This window comes from Streptococcus sp. 151470009-6 (genome assembly GCF_053628175.1).
The window spans coordinates 40718-57644 of sequence record NZ_JBSEZF010000001.1; the positions used below are offsets into that span (position 1 = coordinate 40718).

Below are 16927 nucleotides of genomic sequence, written 5' to 3' on the forward strand. Positions count from 1 at the left end.
CTATTTTTATATAAAATAGAATAAATGTTCGAAAATAGGAGGTTTTATGAAATCGAATCGTTATATTATTGCCTTTGCTGGGGTCATTTTACACTTAATGCTGGGTTCGACTTATGCTTGGAGTGTTTATCGCAACCCTATTATTGAAAAAACGGGATGGGATCAGGCTTCTGTTGCCTTTGCCTTTAGTTTAGCAATCTTTTGTTTGGGATTATCGGCTGCATTTATGGGGCGTTTGGTAGAAAAATTTGGTCCGAAAGTCATGGGGAGTCTATCTGCTTTTCTATACGCAGGTGGAAATATCTTAACAGGATTTGCAATAGACCGTCAGGAGCTGTGGTTGTTGTATCTCGCTTATGGCATTTTAGGTGGGCTTGGTTTGGGAGCAGGCTATATTACCCCTGTGTCAACGATTATAAAATGGTTTCCTGATAAACGTGGTCTCGCAACAGGTTTAGCGATTATGGGGTTTGGTTTTGCTTCTTTATTGACTAGTCCCATAGCGCAACATCTCATCGCAGGGGTAGGGCTTGTAGAAACTTTTTATATTTTAGGTGCAAGTTACTTTATTATCATGCTCCTAGCTTCACAATTCATTAAGCGTCCAAATGAGCAAGAGCTTGCAATTTTATCTGTTTCAGGGAAAGAAAAAACAGCCTCTTTGACCCAAGGAATGGCTGCGAATCAGGCCCTGAAAAGCAATCGGTTTTATATACTTTGGATTATTTTCTTTATCAACATAGCTTGTGGTTTAGGCTTAATTTCAGCGGCATCGCCAATGGCACAGGAGATGGCTGGCATGTCTACAAGTCATGCAGCAGTAATGGTGGGCGTTTTAGGGATTTTCAATGGGTTTGGTCGTTTGCTCTGGGCGAGTTTATCTGACTATATCGGTCGCCCTCTAACCTTTAGTATATTACTGCTTGTCAATCTTTTCTTTTCTCTCTCACTTTGGCTCTTTACAGATTCCGTTTTATTTGTAGTCGCTATGTCTATTTTAATGACTTGCTATGGAGCTGGTTTTTCATTGATTCCGGCTTATCTCAGTGATATTTTTGGAACCAAGGAATTGGCAGCTCTGCATGGATATATTTTAACAGCTTGGGCAATGGCTGGTTTAGCAGGGCCTATTTTATTAGCAGAGACTTATAAAATAGCTCATTCTTACACACAAACCTTGTTCGTTTTTCTCATTTTATATAGTATAGCCTTGGCTTTGTCTTATTACCTAGGTCGTTCAATCAAAAAGGAAATCCAAAAACCGCTTACATGATTTTCCTTAAGGATTCTACTATCTTTTCCCCGGCTCTTGTGTTATACTAGATAGGTTGCAAAGAAACTCGTACTTTTCTTTCGTGGAAAAGAAGCAACACGGTATCTCATTTTTGTTGAAGATACGTCATGAAAAGAAAAGTATATACTAAGCGCTATAGGATGGCTTCGCACCACCTTTAGAAAGAAGAATAACGTGAAATTTAATGAATTTAACTTGTCTGCTGAATTGCTAGCAGAGATTGAAAAAGCTGGATTTGTAGAAGCCAGTCCTATCCAAGAACAGACCATTCCCTTGGCTCTCGAAGGAAAAGACGTTATCGGTCAAGCTCAGACTGGTACAGGAAAAACTGCAGCCTTTGGCTTGCCAACCCTCGAAAAAATCCGTACAGAAGAAGCGACCATCCAAGCCTTGGTTATCGCTCCAACTCGTGAACTCGCTGTTCAAAGCCAAGAGGAACTCTTCCGCTTTGGCCGTAGCAAGGGAGTGAAAGTTCGCTCAGTTTACGGTGGTTCAAGCATCGAGAAACAAATCAAGGCCCTTAAATCTGGTGCCCATATCGTGGTAGGAACACCAGGCCGTCTTTTGGACTTGATTAAACGCAAGGCTTTGAAATTGCACGATATCGAAACCCTCATCCTTGATGAAGCGGATGAAATGCTCAATATGGGCTTCCTTGAAGACATCGAAGCCATCATTTCTCGTGTCCCTGAAAATCGTCAAACCTTGCTCTTTTCAGCAACCATGCCTGAAGCCATCAAACGTATCGGCGTTCAGTTTATGAAAGAGCCTGAGCATGTCAAGATTGCTGCCAAGGAATTGACAACAGAACTGGTGGATCAGTACTATATCCGTGTAAAGGAACAAGAAAAATTTGACACTATGACACGTCTTATGGATGTGGAACAACCAGAACTTGCTATCGTATTTGGTCGTACCAAACGCCGTGTAGATGAATTGACTCGTGGACTCAAAATCCGTGGCTTCCGTGCAGAAGGCATTCATGGTGATTTGGACCAAAACAAACGTCTGCGTGTCCTTCGGGATTTTAAAAATGGCAATCTAGATGTCCTCGTAGCAACAGACGTGGCAGCCCGTGGTTTGGACATTTCAGGAGTGACTCATGTCTACAACTACGATATTCCACAAGATCCTGAAAGTTATGTTCACCGTATCGGTCGTACAGGTCGTGCTGGTAAGTCAGGTCAATCCATTACCTTCGTAGCTCCAAATGAAATGGGCTACCTTCAAATCATCGAAAACTTGACCAAAAAACGCATGAAAGGTCTTAAACCTGCAAGTGCAGAGGAAGCCTTCCAAGCTAAAAAGCAAGTGGCGCTCAAGAAAATCGAACGTGATTTCGCAAATGAAGAAATTCGTTCCAACTTTGAGAAATTTGCTAAAGATGCTCGTAAGTTAGCTGCAGAATTTAGTCCTGAAGAATTGGCTATGTATATCCTGAGTCTGACTGTCCAAGATCCTGACAGCCTACCAGAAGTTGAGATTGCACGTGAAAAACCACTGCCATTTAAACCATCAGGTAATGGCTTTGGTGGCAAAGCTAAGGGAGGTCGTGGAGGCCGTCGTGGAGACGACCGCCGAGACCGTGATCGCCGTGGCAATGGTCGTCGTGATGAGTTCAAGAAAGGTAGTCGTGGAAACGACCGCTTTGATAAAGACAGACGTTACCGTAATAAAGACAATAAAAAACCTCGCAACACTTCAAGCGAAAAGAAAACAGGCTTTGTTATTCGTAACAAGGGAGACAAATAGGAAAAAGCGATTCACTGGGTGAATCGCTTTTATATATAAGGAGACCAAGGGTAAAAGAAGATGGTTGATAGTAAAGGATAGGTGAAACGGAAAGGGATTTATCATGTCATCTTCTTATAATGTTATAATATCAAAAATAAAATAGGATGTCAATAAAAAAATGGCTTTTTTTCTAAAATATTTTTGCTGTTCAAAATTGCAATTAAATAAGCAATTTTCAGATAATAATTGAAAATTCAGGCTCTTTATGTTATAATGATAGCGATTAAATGCGAGGTAAAAAATGGCACATTTATTAGAAAAAACAAGAAAAATTACTTCCATCTTGAAACGTTCAGAGGAACAACTTCAAGATGAACTTCCCTACAATGCGATTACACGCCAGTTGGCAGATATCATTGATTGTAACGCTTGTATTGTGAATAGTAAGGGACGTCTCTTGGGCTATTTCATGCGTTACAAGACAAATACAGATCGAGTAGAGCAGTTTTTCCAAACTAAGATTTTCCCAGAGGACTATGTGCAAGGGGCAAACATGATTTACGATACAGAAGCTAATCTTACTGTAGATCATGATTTGAGTATCTTCCCAGTCGAAAGTCGCTCTGATTTTCCAGATGGCTTGACAACCATTGCTCCGATTCATGTATCAGGGATTCGTCTAGGCTCCTTGATTATTTGGCGCAATGATAAGAAATTTGAAGATGAGGATTTGATTCTTGTTGAGATTGCAAGCACGGTGGTAGGGATTCAACTCTTGAACTTCCAACGTGAAGAAGATGAGAAAAATATTCGCCGTCGTACTGCTGTAACCATGGCAGTTAATACCCTTTCCTATTCAGAACTTCGTGCCGTTTCAGCTATTCTAGCTGAGTTGGATGGAAATGAAGGACAATTAACTGCATCTGTCATTGCAGACCGTATTGGCATTACGCGTTCAGTGATTGTCAATGCGCTTCGTAAATTGGAGTCGGCGGGAATTATTGAGAGTCGTTCATTAGGAATGAAGGGGACTTATCTCAAAGTTCTAATTGGTGATATTTTTGAGGAAGTGAAAAAGAGGGACTACTAATGGCAAAGGCTTTAATCTCGATCGACTATACAGAGGATTTCGTAGCAGACCATGGAAAGCTAACTGCTGGAGTGCCAGCTCAAGCTATATCAGAGGCAATCAATCAAGTAACCAGACTGGCTTTTGATCGTGGAGACTATGTCTTCTTCACTATTGATGCTCATGAGGAGAAGGATACCTTCCACCCGGAAAGTAAGCTCTTTCCACCGCACAACATCATTGGGACTAGTGGCCGTAACCTATATGGCTCCCTAGCTGATTTCTATGCGGAAAATAAGGACGATAGTCGCGTCTTTTGGATGGACAAGCGTCACTATTCAGCATTTTCAGGAACGGACCTCGATATTCGCCTGCGGGAACGTCGGGTTACTACAGTTATCTTGACAGGGGTTCTGACCGATATTTGTGTCCTTCATACGGCTATTGATGCCTACAATTTAGGTTATGACATTGAAGTTGTCAAACCTGCGGTTGCCTCTATCTGGCCAGAAAATCATCAGTTTGCTCTAGGACATTTTAAGAACACTCTGGGAGCTAAATTGCTAGATGAAAATCTGTCTGAAATTAAAGAATGATTCCCTTGGAAAAATGAAAAAAATCTGAAAAAAGTGTTGACAAAGATTTTGAAAGTTGATATACTAGTAAAGTAATCGACGCGGGGATGGCGGAATTGGCAGACGCGCAGGACTAAGGATCCTGTGACCGCTTTAGGTCGTGAGGGTTCAAGTCCCTCTCTCCGCATAGGGTAAGAGTTAGCTTTGGCTAGCTCTTTTTGTTTTTTCAAGGAGGGCTAGAGCTGCAGTTCGACTATCGGAAGAGATTGGTATCAAGAACTGTCTTTTTATGAGAAAGCTTGCTATACTAAGGGTGAGAGAAAGGAATGTCAAATCATGTGTGTCGAATGTTATAGTGAGAAAAATCGTGTGACCCCCTTACTGAACCCTCTGGAGTGTTTAAGAGAGCATAGGCAATATATTTGTAGCCATTGTGATCGTTGTATCTGTATAGAGCATACGAAAAACGGTTTACAGCGTTGGAATTTTCCGTTCAAATCGCTAGAAATTGCTAGCTATTATTTACGGGCGGCAGATTATAGTATGAAGACAAGCTGTGGCATTTACCAAATCAAGTCAAATAAAGGAAGGGTTTCATATAAGATTTTTGTTAACAGGGAAGCTTTAAAAGACTATCTCAAGAAGAATCCAGATAAAAGATGCGACAATTTGCAACCAAGCTTTTCTATCTCGCCTTATCAAGAATTTCCTCAAACACAAGTCAAGAAATTAAAAGTCGAAGAAATTGAAAAATACTTAGCTGAAAGATGATGCCCATCATATATAGAATGGAGTGGATTTTTGATTAGTAAATTATTTGTTTAGATAAGAAGAAAAGTTAGCGGTCGCTAGCTTTTTTATTTTTTATAAAAAATAAATCAAAAATTTTTTCGATTTCATAAACATTTCATATTTGGATTTTATAATGGTCTTACAAATATGGAGGTGACAAATGAATCCAATCCAAAGAGCTTGGGCTTATGTCAGCAGAAAACGACTGAGAAGTTTTATTTTATTTCTGATTTTATTTGTTCTTTTAGCAGGAATTTCAGCCTGTTTGACGCTGATGAAATCCAACAAAACAGTAGAAAGCAATCTTTACAAATCTCTTAATACCTCTTTTTCTATTAAGAAGATAGAGAATGGTCAGACCTTCAAGTTATCGGACCTAGCATCAGTTAGCAAGATTAAGGGACTGGAAAATGTCTCTCCTGAACTCGAGACGGTCGCAAAACTAAAAGACAAGGAAGCGGTCAGTGGTGAGCAGAGCGTCGAACGTGATGACTTGTCAGCTGCGGACAAGAATTTGGTTAGCTTAACGGCTCTTGAGGATTCATCCAAGGATGTTACCTTCACCAGCTCAGCTTTCAATCTAAAAGAAGGCCGACACCTTCAAAAAGGGGATTCCAAGAAAATCCTGATCCACGAAGAGTTGGCTAAAAAGAACGGTCTTTCGCTTCATGACAAGATTCGCTTGGATGCTGGACAGTCAGAATCAGGAAAAGGACAAACAGTTGAGTTTGAGATTGTCGGCATCTTTTCTGGTAAAAAACAAGAGAAATTCACAGGCTTGTCTTCTGACTTCAGTGAAAACCAAGTCTTTACAGACTATGAAAGTAACCAAACCCTTTTGGGAAATAGTGAACCTCAAGTTAGTGCAGCGCGCTTCTATGTAGAAAATCCTAAGGAAATGGACGGACTCATGAAGCAGGTGGAAAACTTGGCCTTGGAAAATCAAGGCTACCAAGTCGAAAAGGAAAACAAGGCCTTTGAACAGATCAAAGACTCAGTGGCAACCTTCCAAACCTTCCTAACTATCTTTCTTTATGGAATGTTGATAGCTGGAGCTGGAGCCTTAATTTTGGTCTTGTCTCTCTGGTTGAGAGAAAGGGTCTACGAAGTAGGGATTTTACTGGCACTTGGAAAAGGCAAGAGCTCAATCTTCCTACAGTTCTGTTTAGAGGTGGTGTTGGTATCTCTTGGAGCTTTGCTTCCATCCTTTATTGCTGGGAAAGCCATTACATCCTATCTGCTACAAACTGTACTAGCCAGTGGAGATCAGGCAACCTTACAAGATACGCTAGCCAAAGCAAGCAGTCTATCAACCAGTCTCCTATCCTTTGCAGAATCCTATGTCTTTCTGCTACTGATTGGTTGCTTATCAGTAGCCCTTTGTTTCGTATTTCTATTTAGAAAATCGCCTAAGGAAATTTTATCATCTATTAGTTAAGAAGGAGAAATCATGACTTTATTACAATTGCAAGATGTTACCTACCGTTATAAGAACACTGCTGAGGCAGTTTTATATCAGATCAAGTATAATTTTGAACCCGGAAAGTTTTATAGTATCATTGGTGAGTCAGGAGCAGGAAAATCCACTCTCTTGTCCCTACTTGCTGGTCTAGATAGTCCTGTCGAAGGTTCTATCCTTTTCCAAGGAGAAGACATTCGGAATAAGGGATATTCTTACCATCGTATGCACCATATTTCTCTGGTCTTTCAAAATTATAACTTGATAGATTATCTTTCTCCGCTGGAAAATATCCGCTTGGTCAACAAAAAAGCAAGCAAGGATACACTTCTTGAGCTTGGTTTGGATGAAAGTCAGATTAAGCGGAACGTTCTCCAGTTATCAGGTGGTCAACAACAACGTGTCGCCATTGCTCGCAGTTTGGTCTCAGAAGCTCCAGTTATTCTAGCTGATGAGCCAACAGGAAATCTGGACCCTAAAACTGCTGGAGATATTATCGAACTGCTCAAGTCACTTGCTGAGAAAACAGGTAAATGTGTGATCGTCGTCACCCACAGTAAGGAAGTGGCACAAGCGTCAGATATTACACTTGAATTGAAGAATAAGAAACTGACTGAAACTCGCAACACTACAAAATAAGATGAGCTTGTTTTGATAGAATTATGAAATCAAATCTAGAAAGGGAACCTATGTTACACAACGCATTTGCCTATGTTACAAGGAAGTTTTTCAAATCGATTGTTATCTTCCTGATTATTCTCCTCATGGCGAGCTTGAGTTTGGTCGGCTTGTCGATCAAGGGAGCTACAGCCAAGGCTTCTCAGGAGACCTTTAAAAATATCACCAACAGCTTCTCCATGCAAATCAATCGTCGCGTCAATCAAGGAACGCCTCGTGGTGCTGGGAATATCAAGGGTGAGGATATCAAAAAAATCACTGAAAACAAGGCCATCGAGTCTTATGTGAAACGCATCAACGCTATCGGAGATTTGACTGGATATGACCTCATCGAAACGCCAGAAACCAAGAAAAACCTCACTGCAGACCGTGCCAAACGGTTTGGAAGCAGTTTGATGATTACAGGTGTCAATGACTCCTCAAAAGAAGATAAGTTTGTCTCTGGCTCATATAAGCTGGTTGAAGGTGAGCACCTAACCAACGACGACAAAGACAAAATCCTCTTGCACAAGGACTTGGCAGCCAAACACGGCTGGAAAGTAGGGGACAAGGTTAAACTGGATTCCAATGTCTACGATGCAGACAATGAAAAAGGTGCCAAGGAAACAGTCGAAGTGACAATTAAGGGACTCTTTGATGGTCACAATAAGTCAGCAGTAACCTACTCACAAGAACTCTACGAAAACACAGCTATCACAGACATTCACACTGCTGCAAAACTTTATGGATACACAGAAGACACAGCTATTTATGGGGACGCAACCTTCTTTGTAACAGCAGACAAGAACTTGGATGATGTCATGAAAGAGTTGAATGGCATCAGTGGTATCAACTGGAAGAGCTACACACTTGTAAAGAGCTCATCTAACTACCCAGCTCTTGAGCAATCCATCTCTGGTATGTACAAGATGGCCAACCTCCTCTTCTGGGGTAGCTTGAGCTTCTCAGTCCTTCTCCTTGCTCTCTTGCTCAGCCTTTGGATCAATGCCCGTCGCAAGGAAGTGGGAATTCTCCTCTCTATCGGTCTCAAGCAGGCAAGTATCTTGGGTCAATTCATCACCGAATCTATCCTGATCGCCATCCCTGCTCTCGTTTCGGCTTACTTCCTAGCCAACTACACAGCTCGAGCAATCGGAAATACTGTTCTTGGCAATGTCACTTCAGGTGTTGCCAAGCAAGCCAGCAAGGCAGCTCAAGCCTCTAACCTTGGTGGTGGTGCAGAAGTAGATGGCTTTAGTAAGACCTTATCGAGCCTAGACATTTCCATTCAGACATCAGACTTTATCATCGTCTTTGTCCTTGCTTTAGTTCTAGTCGTTCTTGTTATGGCGCTTGCTTCAAGCAATCTCCTCAGAAAACAACCAAAAGAACTCTTGCTCGATAGCGAATAAAAAACTTGCTACCTATTCTCCCCTAAATGGGGTATAATATAGGTAGCATTTTTATCTATTTTATCTAGATAAGGACTCTTCCTATCAGGATGAAACAGAGAAGATTTATAAGAAATTTAAAGGAATGTGAAACGTTTTTCTATGAAAATTTTAATTGTAGAAGATGAAGAAATGATCCGTGAGGGAATCAGTGACTATTTGACAGATTGTGGTTATGAGACTATTGAGGCGGCGGATGGTCAGGAAGCCCTAGAACAATTTTCCAGCTATGAAGTAGCCTTGGTTTTACTGGATATCCAAATGCCCAAGCTGAATGGTCTAGAAGTCCTAGCTGAGATTCGCAAAACCAGTCAGGTTCCTGTCTTGATGTTGACTGCCTTTCAGGATGAGGAATACAAGATGAGTGCCTTTGTTTCGCTAGCAGATGGCTATCTGGAAAAACCCTTCTCACTCTCCCTCTTAAAAGTGAGAGTAGATGCGATTTTCAAGCGCTACTACGATACGGGACGAATCTTCTCCTATAAGGATACCAAGGTGGACTTTGAGAGCTACAGTGCAAGCCTAGCAGGTCAGGAAGTGGCTATCAATGCCAAAGAGTTGGAAATTTTGGACTATCTGGTGAAAAATGAAGGACGGGCCTTGACTCGATCTCAGATAATCGATGCCGTCTGGAAGGTGACAGATGAGGTGCCTTTTGACCGTGTTATTGATGTTTATATCAAGGAACTGCGGAAAAAGCTAGACTTGGATTGTATCCTCACAGTGCGTAATGTTGGTTATAAATTGGAGCGAAAATGAAACGAACAGGTTTATTTACAAAGATATTCATCTATACCTTCTCGATTTTTAGTGTTCTGGTTATTTGTCTTCATTTAGCTATTTATTTTCTCTTTCCCTCAACTTATCTGAGTCATCGTCAGGAAACCATCGGTCAGAAAGCGACAGCCATTTCCCAGTCCCTAGAAGGAAAGGATAGGCAAAGTATCGAGCAAGTGTTAGACTTGTATTCCCAGACTAGTGATATCAAGGGGGCCGTCAAGGGAGAGATGACAGAGGACAAGTTAGAGGTCAAGGACAACCTTCCTCTAGATACAGACCGCCAGACCACCTCTCTCTTTATCGAGGAGCGTGAGGTGACAACCCAAGATGGTAGCACTATGACTCTCCAGTTTTTAGCGTCCATGGATTTGCAAAAGGAAGCAGAGCAAATTAGCCTCCAGTTTCTTCCCTATACCTTGCTGGCATCGTTTTTGATTTCCCTCTTGGTATCTTACATCTATGCTCGAACCATTGTTGCGCCGATCTTGGAAATCAAGCGGGTGACCCGTCGGATGATGGACCTGGATGCTCAAGTGCGGTTGCGCGTGGACTCTAAGGATGAGATCGGTGATCTTAAGGAACAAATCAATAGCCTTTACCAGCATCTTTTGACTGTCATTGCGGACTTGCATGACAAGAATGAAGCCATTCTCCAGTTAGAAAAAATGAAGGTTGAATTCCTACGAGGGGCCTCTCATGAGCTGAAAACACCTCTGGCTAGTCTCAAAATCCTAATCGAAAATATGAAAGAAAATATCGGTCGTTATAAAGATAGAGACCACTATCTGGGAGTTGCCTTGGGGATTGTGGACGACCTCAGTCACCACGTTCTTCAGATACTTTCTCTTTCTTCTGTTCAGGAATTGCGAGAGGAGAAGGAGAACATCGACCTACTCCAAATGACGCAAACTCTGGTTAAGGATTATACTTTACTAGCCAAGGAAAGAAATGTTCAGATAGACATTAGCTTGACCCATCAGCAAGCCTACATAAATCCATCTGTGATGAAGTTGATTCTATCTAATCTCATCAGCAATGCTATCAAGCACTCCACTCCAGGTGGCTTGGTTCGCATCGGCGAGAGAGACGGAGAACTCTTTATCGAGAATAGCTGTAGTCCTGAAGAACAAGAAAAACTAGCCCAGTCTTTTTCTGGCAATGCTAGTCGCAAGGCCAAGGGTTCAGGAATGGGGCTCTTTGTGGTCAAAAGTTTATTAGAACACGAGAAATTACCTTATCATTTTGAGATGCAAGATGATCGTTTGACCTTCTTCATGTCTTATCCTAAAGTCTCTCAAGACTAAGGGAAAGAAAGGGTTTACATTGATTGAGTTGGAAGAAATTCAATCTAAAGTATGGGAAAAACTAGCTTTTTTTGTCAAAAAGTGATAAAATGAACAATGTAAATGGGATGTCCCAAAAAATATATAGGAGGCCTGACAAATGGCAATCGTTTCAGCAGAAAAATTTGTCCAAGCAGCTCGTGACAACGGTTATGCAGTTGGTGGATTTAACACAAACAACCTTGAGTGGACTCAAGCTATCTTGCGTGCAGCAGAAGCTAAAAAAGCTCCAGTTTTGATCCAAACTTCAATGGGTGCTGCTAAATACATGGGTGGTTACAAAGTTGCTCGCAACTTGATCGCTAACCTTGTTGAGTCAATGGGGATCACTGTACCAGTAGCTATCCACCTTGACCACGGTCACTACGAAGATGCACTTGAGTGTATCGAAGTTGGTTACACTTCAATCATGTTTGACGGTTCACACCTTCCAGTTGAAGAAAACCTTAAATTGGCTAAAGAAGTTGTTGAAAAAGCACACGCTAAAGGTATCTCAGTAGAAGCTGAAGTTGGTACTATCGGTGGTGAAGAAGACGGTATCATCGGTAAAGGTGAATTGGCTCCAATCGAAGACGCTAAAGCAATGGTTGCAACTGGTATCGACTTCTTGGCAGCTGGTATCGGTAACATCCACGGTCCTTACCCAGCTAACTGGGAAGGTCTTGACCTTGACCACTTGCAAAAATTGACAGAAGCTCTTCCAGGCTTCCCAATCGTATTGCACGGTGGATCAGGTATTCCTGATGACCAAATCCAAGCAGCTATCAAACTTGGTGTTGCGAAAGTTAACGTTAACACTGAATGCCAAATCGCATTCGCTAACGCAACTCGTAAATTTGCTCGTGACTACGAAGCAAACGAAGCAGAATACGACAAGAAAAAACTCTTCGACCCACGTAAATTCTTGGCTGACGGTGTAAAAGCTATCCAAGCATCAGTTGAAGAACGTATCGACGTATTCGGTTCAGAAGGTAAAGCTTAATCTAGCTGAACAATACAAAACGAAACCCGCCTGTGAAGGTGGGTTTTTTGTTTCTTGATATAGACAGATTATACAGGAAAATTCTTAAACTTAAGTTGCTAAAAGAGTCTAATTTTTGTACAATAATGCTATGAAAATACTGAAAAAATGGTTTCTTGGCTTTCTCAGTTTCATTCTTTTGTTTTTACTCGCTACATTCATCTTTCACCGTATCAGTTTGGAAAAGGAAGAAGCCTCACTGACACCTATGGGGCAACAAGTTCTCGTCAATGGACATCAAATAAATGTTTACGTTGAAGGGGATGGTCCTGAGACTATAGTAGTTCTCTCAGGTGCTGGTATTACTTCTCCTATATTGGATTTTAAAGAAGTATCGGAATCCTTATCAAAACAGTATAAGGTAGTTATCGTGGAGCGGGCGGGATATGGTTATAGTGATGATAGCAATCATTCAAGAGATGTGATGGAGGTTTTGTCTGAGACTCGCCAAGCTCTTTCGCAAGCAAATATCACAGGGCCGTTTATCATTCTGTCTCATTCCATGGCTAGTCTAGAGAGTTTGGCTTGGCAGGAGAAGTATCCTGATGAAGTGAAAGCCTTGATTGGTCTGGATTGGGCACTGCCGTCAAGTTATGAGAATTTAAAGAATAATCAGGCCTTGCTTACGTTGGCCTATTGGAGCAGCAAGATTGGTTTATTACGCTACTTCCCTGAGTCTTTTTATATAAAAAATCAAGCTCTGACCGAAAATGAACGAAAACAATATAAACTTCTAGCTTATAAGCAGTTGATGTCACAAGCCATGCTTCATGAATCCCAAACGGTAAAGGAAAATGCCAAGAAAGTTCCCTCAAACATTAATCCGAAAATTCCAGCGTTACTAATGGTTTCTAATGCTGATGGTACTAGCTTTAGCCAATCTGAGTGGCAATGTTATGCAGAGAGATTTGCAAGCGACCAGTCTAATGTTCAAGTCGTCTATATGGATGCGCCTCACGACCTCTATCATTATCAAAGCGACGTTATTGTTTCTCGCATTAAAGAATTTTTAGAGAATAATTGAGGGATTAAAAATCCATTGAGACAGATGATAATAATTGAAAGGTAATGACTTATGAATAATTCTTATATTTTACTTAGACATGCTCATTCAAGATTTTCAAGTGATGATTTTAATAGAACTTTATCAGAAAAAGGATTTTCATCTCTTGACCAGTTAGAGTTTTTGAATTCTTTTAATATTGATTATTATTTTTCTAGTCCTTATAAACGAGCATTTGAAACGATTAATAGCTCGCCAATTCAATTTGATAAAATAGTTCTTGATAATCGGTTACGAGAGCGAAAATTATCTTCAACCTTTATAAAAGATTCTGAGTTTGAAGACAGTATTAAATATTTATGGCAAAATCCTAGTGAATCTCTTTCAGAAGGGGAATCAAATCAAGACGCACTAGCTAGAGTACTAAATTTTTTAATGGAATTGGAAGAGAGATACTCAGAAAAAATGATTTTACTTAGTTCACACGGGAATTTGATAGGAATACTACTACATCACTTTGATTCCAGTTTTGATTATGAAAAATGGGAGCAGATGACCTTTCCAGATTGTTTTCTAATTGATAGAGATGGGATTGTGAAAAGAATTTTGAAAGATTAGTTCTTTGATTAAATAGTGAATCATATTGATTAAAATAGTTTGCTTTTTACAATTCGTAACCTGCCCATTGGGCAGATTTTTTTGGTGTTTTAAGGAAACTATTAAACCAGAATTTTTGATTCAAAAGTATTATTTTAAGAGTGAAATCTTTAATTTCATAATCTTTAGGCAAACGCTTGCATTCCTTTTTTTATTGGACTATAATAGGTTGGTATAAAGCCTTCTGTAAGAATAACAATTAGAAAGTTTAGAAAGTAAGGACTTAGAATATTTGTAGTCAAAAATACAATGTTGCTATTCCTTGCGATAGGGAGATAGATATGGCAATGATAGAAGTAGAGCATCTTCAGAAAAATTTTGTAAAGACTGTCAAGGAGCCGGGGTTAAAGGGGGCTTTACGCTCCTTTATTCATCCTGAAAAGCAGACCTTTGAAGCGGTCAAGGATTTGACCTTTGAAGTTCCAAAAGGCCAAATTCTAGGCTTTATCGGGGCAAATGGTGCTGGGAAGTCGACAACTATTAAGATGCTGACCGGGATTTTGAAACCGACATCTGGTTTTTGTCGGATTAACGGCAAGATTCCGCAGGATAATCGTCAAGATTATGTCAAGGATATTGGGGTTGTCTTTGGACAACGCACTCAGCTATGGTGGGATTTGGCTCTGCAAGAGACCTATACGGTCTTGAAAGAGATTTACGATGTGCCAGACTCGCTCTTTCATAGGCGCATGGACTTTTTGAATGAAGTCTTGGATTTGAAGGACTTTATCAAAGACCCCGTGCGCACTCTTTCACTGGGGCAACGGATGCGGGCGGACATTGCGGCTTCCTTGCTCCACAATCCTAAGGTTCTCTTTTTAGATGAGCCGACCATTGGCTTGGATGTGTCGGTCAAGGACAATATTCGTCGGGCCATTACCCAAATCAATCAGGAGGAAGAAACAACCATTCTCTTGACCACTCATGACCTGAGTGACATTGAGCAACTCTGTGATCGGATTTTTATGATTGACAAGGGGCAAGAGATTTTTGATGGAACGGTTAGCCAGCTCAAGGAAACCTTTGGCAAGATGAAGACTCTTTCTTTTGAACTGGTACCAGGTCAAAGTCATCTCCTTTCTCACTATGAAGGCTCTTCGGATATGACCATTGATAGACAAGGGAATAGCCTTAATATTGAATTTGATAGTTCCCGCTACCAGTCAGCTGATATTATCAAGCAAACTCTGTCTGATTTTGAAATTCGCGATTTGAAGATGTTGGATACGGATATCGAGGATATTATCCGTCGCTTCTACCGAAAGGAGCTCTAAGATGGTCAAATTGTGGAGACGTTATAAACCCTTTATCAATGCAGGGATTCAGGAGTTGATTACCTATCGAGTCAACTTTATTCTCTATCGGATTGGCGATGTCATGGGGGCTTTTGTCGCTTTCTATCTCTGGAAGGCGGTCTTTGATTCCTCGCAAGAGTCTTTGATTCAGGGCTTCAGCATGGCAGATATTACCCTCTACATCATCATGAGTTTTGTGACTAATCTGTTGACCAAGTCAGATTCTTCCTTCATGATTGGGGAGGAGGTCAAGGATGGTTCCATTATCATGCGCTTGTTGCGACCAGTGCATTTTGCGACCTCTTATCTCTTCACCGAGCTTGGTTCTAAGTGGTTGATTTTTGTCAGTGTCGGACTTCCTTTCTTGAGTGTTATTGTCTTGATGAAAATCCTTTCTGGGCAAGGTATTGTAGAAGTGCTGGGATTAACCACCCTTTATCTCTTTAGCTTGACGCTGGCCTACCTGATTAACTTTTTCTTTAATATCTGCTTTGGATTTTCAGCCTTTGTCTTTAAAAATCTATGGGGTTCCAATCTACTCAAGACTTCCATAGTGGCCTTTATGTCTGGAAGTCTGATTCCCTTGGCTTTCTTTCCAAAGGTGGTTTCAGATATTCTGTCCTTCTTGCCTTTCTCATCTTTGATTTACACTCCGGTCATGATTATCGTTGGGAAATACGATGACAGTCAGATTCTTCAGGCGCTTTTGCTCCAGTTTTTTTGGCTCTTAGTGATGGTGGGTCTGTCTCAATTGATTTGGAAACGAGTCCAGTCATTCATCACCATTCAGGGAGGTTAGTATGAAAAAATATCAACGCATGCATCTGATTTTTATCAGACAATACATCAAGCAAATCATGGAATATAAGGTGGATTTTGTGGTTGGTGTCCTTGGAGTTTTTCTGACCCAAGGTTTGAACCTCTTGTTTCTCAACGTACTCTTCCAACACATCCCCTCGCTAGAAGGTTGGACTTTCCAAGAAATCGCTTTTATCTATGGATTTTCCCTGATTCCCAAGGGATTGGACCATCTCTTTTTTGACAATCTCTGGGCTCTGGGACAACGTTTGGTGCGAAAAGGAGAGTTTGACAAGTACCTGACGCGTCCTATCAATCCGCTCTTCCACATCCTAGTCGAGACCTTTCAGATTGATGCCTTGGGTGAACTTTTGGTAGGTGGGATCTTACTAGCGACAACAGTAACTAGCATTGCTTGGACTCTTCCCAAATTCCTGCTTTTCCTAGTCTGTATTCCTTTTGCGACCTTGATCTATACTTCCTTGAAAATCGCGACTGCCAGTATCGCTTTTTGGACCAAGCAGTCAGGAGCCATGATTTACATTTTCTATATGTTTAATGACTTTGCCAAGTACCCGATTTCCATTTACAATTCGCTCCTTCGTTGGTTGATTAGCTTTATCGTGCCTTTCGCCTTTACGGCCTACTATCCTGCCAGCTATTTCTTGCAGGACAAGGATGGGCTCTTTAACATTGGTGGTTTGATTCTGATTTCTCTTGTTTTCTTTATCATTTCCCTCAAACTTTGGGACAGGGGATTGGATGCCTACGAAAGTGCGGGTTCGTAAATAATAGAATATCAAAGCCTTGTCTCAGGACAGGCTTTTTCTAATGGAGATGGGTTCTGTTTAAAATCCATTTCTTCGGCTTATTTAAAATATAATTACAAACGGTTGTTTATATTTTGTGGTATAATATATTTTAATAAGCACTTGTTTTGATAGCAATCTAGAGATGATTATATAGTTAATTATTTTAGAATTTTTTGCATAGATTTTC

At 40.8% G+C, this 16927-nt stretch carries 16 protein-coding genes and 1 tRNA gene; all 17 read left to right on the forward strand.

Annotation, left to right across the window (positions count from 1 at the left end; translation table 11 throughout):
- Window positions 1-46: 46 nt before the first annotated feature.
- The 17 genes from ACUW6H_RS00200 (at window position 47) to ACUW6H_RS00280 (ending at window position 16716) form a co-directional block, all read left to right on the forward strand.
- Window positions 47-1273 (forward strand): L-lactate MFS transporter, encoded by a 1227-nt coding sequence (locus ACUW6H_RS00200; protein WP_454359006.1) that lies wholly within the window; start codon window positions 47-49, stop codon window positions 1271-1273.
- 195 nt (window positions 1274-1468) lie between these two features.
- Window positions 1469-3046: a DEAD/DEAH box helicase gene (locus ACUW6H_RS00205; RefSeq protein WP_454359008.1), complete on the forward strand. Its 1578-nt coding sequence runs from the start codon at window positions 1469-1471 to the stop codon at window positions 3044-3046.
- A 283-nt stretch (window positions 3047-3329) separates the two neighbouring features.
- Window positions 3330-4118 (forward strand): GTP-sensing pleiotropic transcriptional regulator CodY, encoded by a 789-nt coding sequence (codY, locus tag ACUW6H_RS00210; protein WP_000940728.1) that lies wholly within the window; start codon window positions 3330-3332, stop codon window positions 4116-4118.
- Window positions 4118-4693, forward strand: a complete 576-nt coding sequence (locus tag ACUW6H_RS00215) for a cysteine hydrolase family protein (RefSeq protein ID WP_454359010.1) — start codon at window positions 4118-4120, stop codon at window positions 4691-4693. Before codY ends, ACUW6H_RS00215 begins: the two co-directional genes overlap by 1 nt.
- Before the next feature lie 80 nt (window positions 4694-4773).
- Window positions 4774-4859, forward strand: a tRNA-Leu gene (locus ACUW6H_RS00220).
- A 149-nt stretch (window positions 4860-5008) separates the two neighbouring features.
- The gene (locus ACUW6H_RS00225; protein ID WP_096407940.1) at window positions 5009-5443 is read left to right on the forward strand and encodes a hypothetical protein; all 435 of its coding nucleotides are present in this window, start codon (window positions 5009-5011) and stop codon (window positions 5441-5443) included.
- Window positions 5444-5624: 181 nt separating this feature from the next.
- Entirely contained in the window at window positions 5625-6902 is a 1278-nt protein-coding gene (locus ACUW6H_RS00230) for an ABC transporter permease (protein ID WP_454359012.1), read from the forward strand.
- A gap of 12 nt (window positions 6903-6914) precedes the next feature.
- Entirely contained in the window at window positions 6915-7562 is a 648-nt protein-coding gene (vex2, locus tag ACUW6H_RS00235; RefSeq protein ID WP_000173736.1) for an ABC transporter ATP-binding subunit Vex2, read from the forward strand.
- A 50-nt stretch (window positions 7563-7612) separates the two neighbouring features.
- The gene (vex3, locus tag ACUW6H_RS00240; RefSeq protein ID WP_454359015.1) at window positions 7613-8992 is read left to right on the forward strand and encodes an ABC transporter permease subunit Vex3; all 1380 of its coding nucleotides are present in this window, start codon (window positions 7613-7615) and stop codon (window positions 8990-8992) included.
- A 141-nt stretch (window positions 8993-9133) separates the two neighbouring features.
- Window positions 9134-9790, forward strand: coding sequence for a response regulator transcription factor VncR (gene vncR / locus ACUW6H_RS00245; protein WP_447265870.1), 657 nt, complete (start codon window positions 9134-9136; stop codon window positions 9788-9790).
- The gene (gene vncS / locus ACUW6H_RS00250; RefSeq protein ID WP_096407932.1) at window positions 9787-11115 is read left to right on the forward strand and encodes a sensor histidine kinase VncS; all 1329 of its coding nucleotides are present in this window, start codon (window positions 9787-9789) and stop codon (window positions 11113-11115) included. Before vncR ends, vncS begins: the two co-directional genes overlap by 4 nt.
- Before the next feature lie 139 nt (window positions 11116-11254).
- Window positions 11255-12136: a class II fructose-bisphosphate aldolase gene (locus ACUW6H_RS00255; RefSeq protein ID WP_075566991.1), complete on the forward strand. Its 882-nt coding sequence runs from the start codon at window positions 11255-11257 to the stop codon at window positions 12134-12136.
- 130 nt (window positions 12137-12266) lie between these two features.
- Window positions 12267-13199, forward strand: a complete 933-nt coding sequence (locus ACUW6H_RS00260; protein ID WP_454359018.1) for an alpha/beta hydrolase — start codon at window positions 12267-12269, stop codon at window positions 13197-13199.
- A 51-nt stretch (window positions 13200-13250) separates the two neighbouring features.
- Window positions 13251-13796: a histidine phosphatase family protein gene (locus ACUW6H_RS00265; RefSeq protein ID WP_001066187.1), complete on the forward strand. Its 546-nt coding sequence runs from the start codon at window positions 13251-13253 to the stop codon at window positions 13794-13796.
- Window positions 13797-14116: 320 nt separating this feature from the next.
- Entirely contained in the window at window positions 14117-15109 is a 993-nt protein-coding gene (locus ACUW6H_RS00270; RefSeq protein WP_454359020.1) for an ABC transporter ATP-binding protein, read from the forward strand.
- Window position 15110: 1 nt separating this feature from the next.
- Entirely contained in the window at window positions 15111-15929 is an 819-nt protein-coding gene (locus tag ACUW6H_RS00275; protein WP_000240146.1) for an ABC transporter permease, read from the forward strand.
- Between the two features lies 1 nt (window position 15930).
- A complete protein-coding gene (locus ACUW6H_RS00280; protein ID WP_454359022.1) occupies window positions 15931-16716 on the forward strand; it encodes an ABC transporter permease in 786 nt (261 codons plus the stop codon).
- Window positions 16717-16927 lie beyond the last annotated feature (211 nt).

Coding starts and splice junctions, on each gene's coding strand:
- ACUW6H_RS00200 (WP_454359006.1), top strand. CDS start 47: ATGAAATCGAATCGTTATATTATTGCCTTTGCTGGGGTCATTTTACAC.
- codY (WP_000940728.1), top strand. CDS start 3,330: ATGGCACATTTATTAGAAAAAACAAGAAAAATTACTTCCATCTTGAAA.
- ACUW6H_RS00215 (WP_454359010.1), top strand. CDS start 4,118: ATGGCAAAGGCTTTAATCTCGATCGACTATACAGAGGATTTCGTAGCA.
- ACUW6H_RS00225 (WP_096407940.1), top strand. CDS start 5,009: ATGTGTGTCGAATGTTATAGTGAGAAAAATCGTGTGACCCCCTTACTG.
- ACUW6H_RS00230 (WP_454359012.1), top strand. CDS start 5,625: ATGAATCCAATCCAAAGAGCTTGGGCTTATGTCAGCAGAAAACGACTG.
- vex2 (WP_000173736.1), top strand. CDS start 6,915: ATGACTTTATTACAATTGCAAGATGTTACCTACCGTTATAAGAACACT.
- vex3 (WP_454359015.1), top strand. CDS start 7,613: ATGTTACACAACGCATTTGCCTATGTTACAAGGAAGTTTTTCAAATCG.
- vncR (WP_447265870.1), top strand. CDS start 9,134: ATGAAAATTTTAATTGTAGAAGATGAAGAAATGATCCGTGAGGGAATC.
- vncS (WP_096407932.1), top strand. CDS start 9,787: ATGAAACGAACAGGTTTATTTACAAAGATATTCATCTATACCTTCTCG.
- ACUW6H_RS00255 (WP_075566991.1), top strand. CDS start 11,255: ATGGCAATCGTTTCAGCAGAAAAATTTGTCCAAGCAGCTCGTGACAAC.
- ACUW6H_RS00260 (WP_454359018.1), top strand. CDS start 12,267: ATGAAAATACTGAAAAAATGGTTTCTTGGCTTTCTCAGTTTCATTCTT.
- ACUW6H_RS00265 (WP_001066187.1), top strand. CDS start 13,251: ATGAATAATTCTTATATTTTACTTAGACATGCTCATTCAAGATTTTCA.
- ACUW6H_RS00270 (WP_454359020.1), top strand. CDS start 14,117: ATGGCAATGATAGAAGTAGAGCATCTTCAGAAAAATTTTGTAAAGACT.
- ACUW6H_RS00275 (WP_000240146.1), top strand. CDS start 15,111: ATGGTCAAATTGTGGAGACGTTATAAACCCTTTATCAATGCAGGGATT.
- ACUW6H_RS00280 (WP_454359022.1), top strand. CDS start 15,931: ATGAAAAAATATCAACGCATGCATCTGATTTTTATCAGACAATACATC.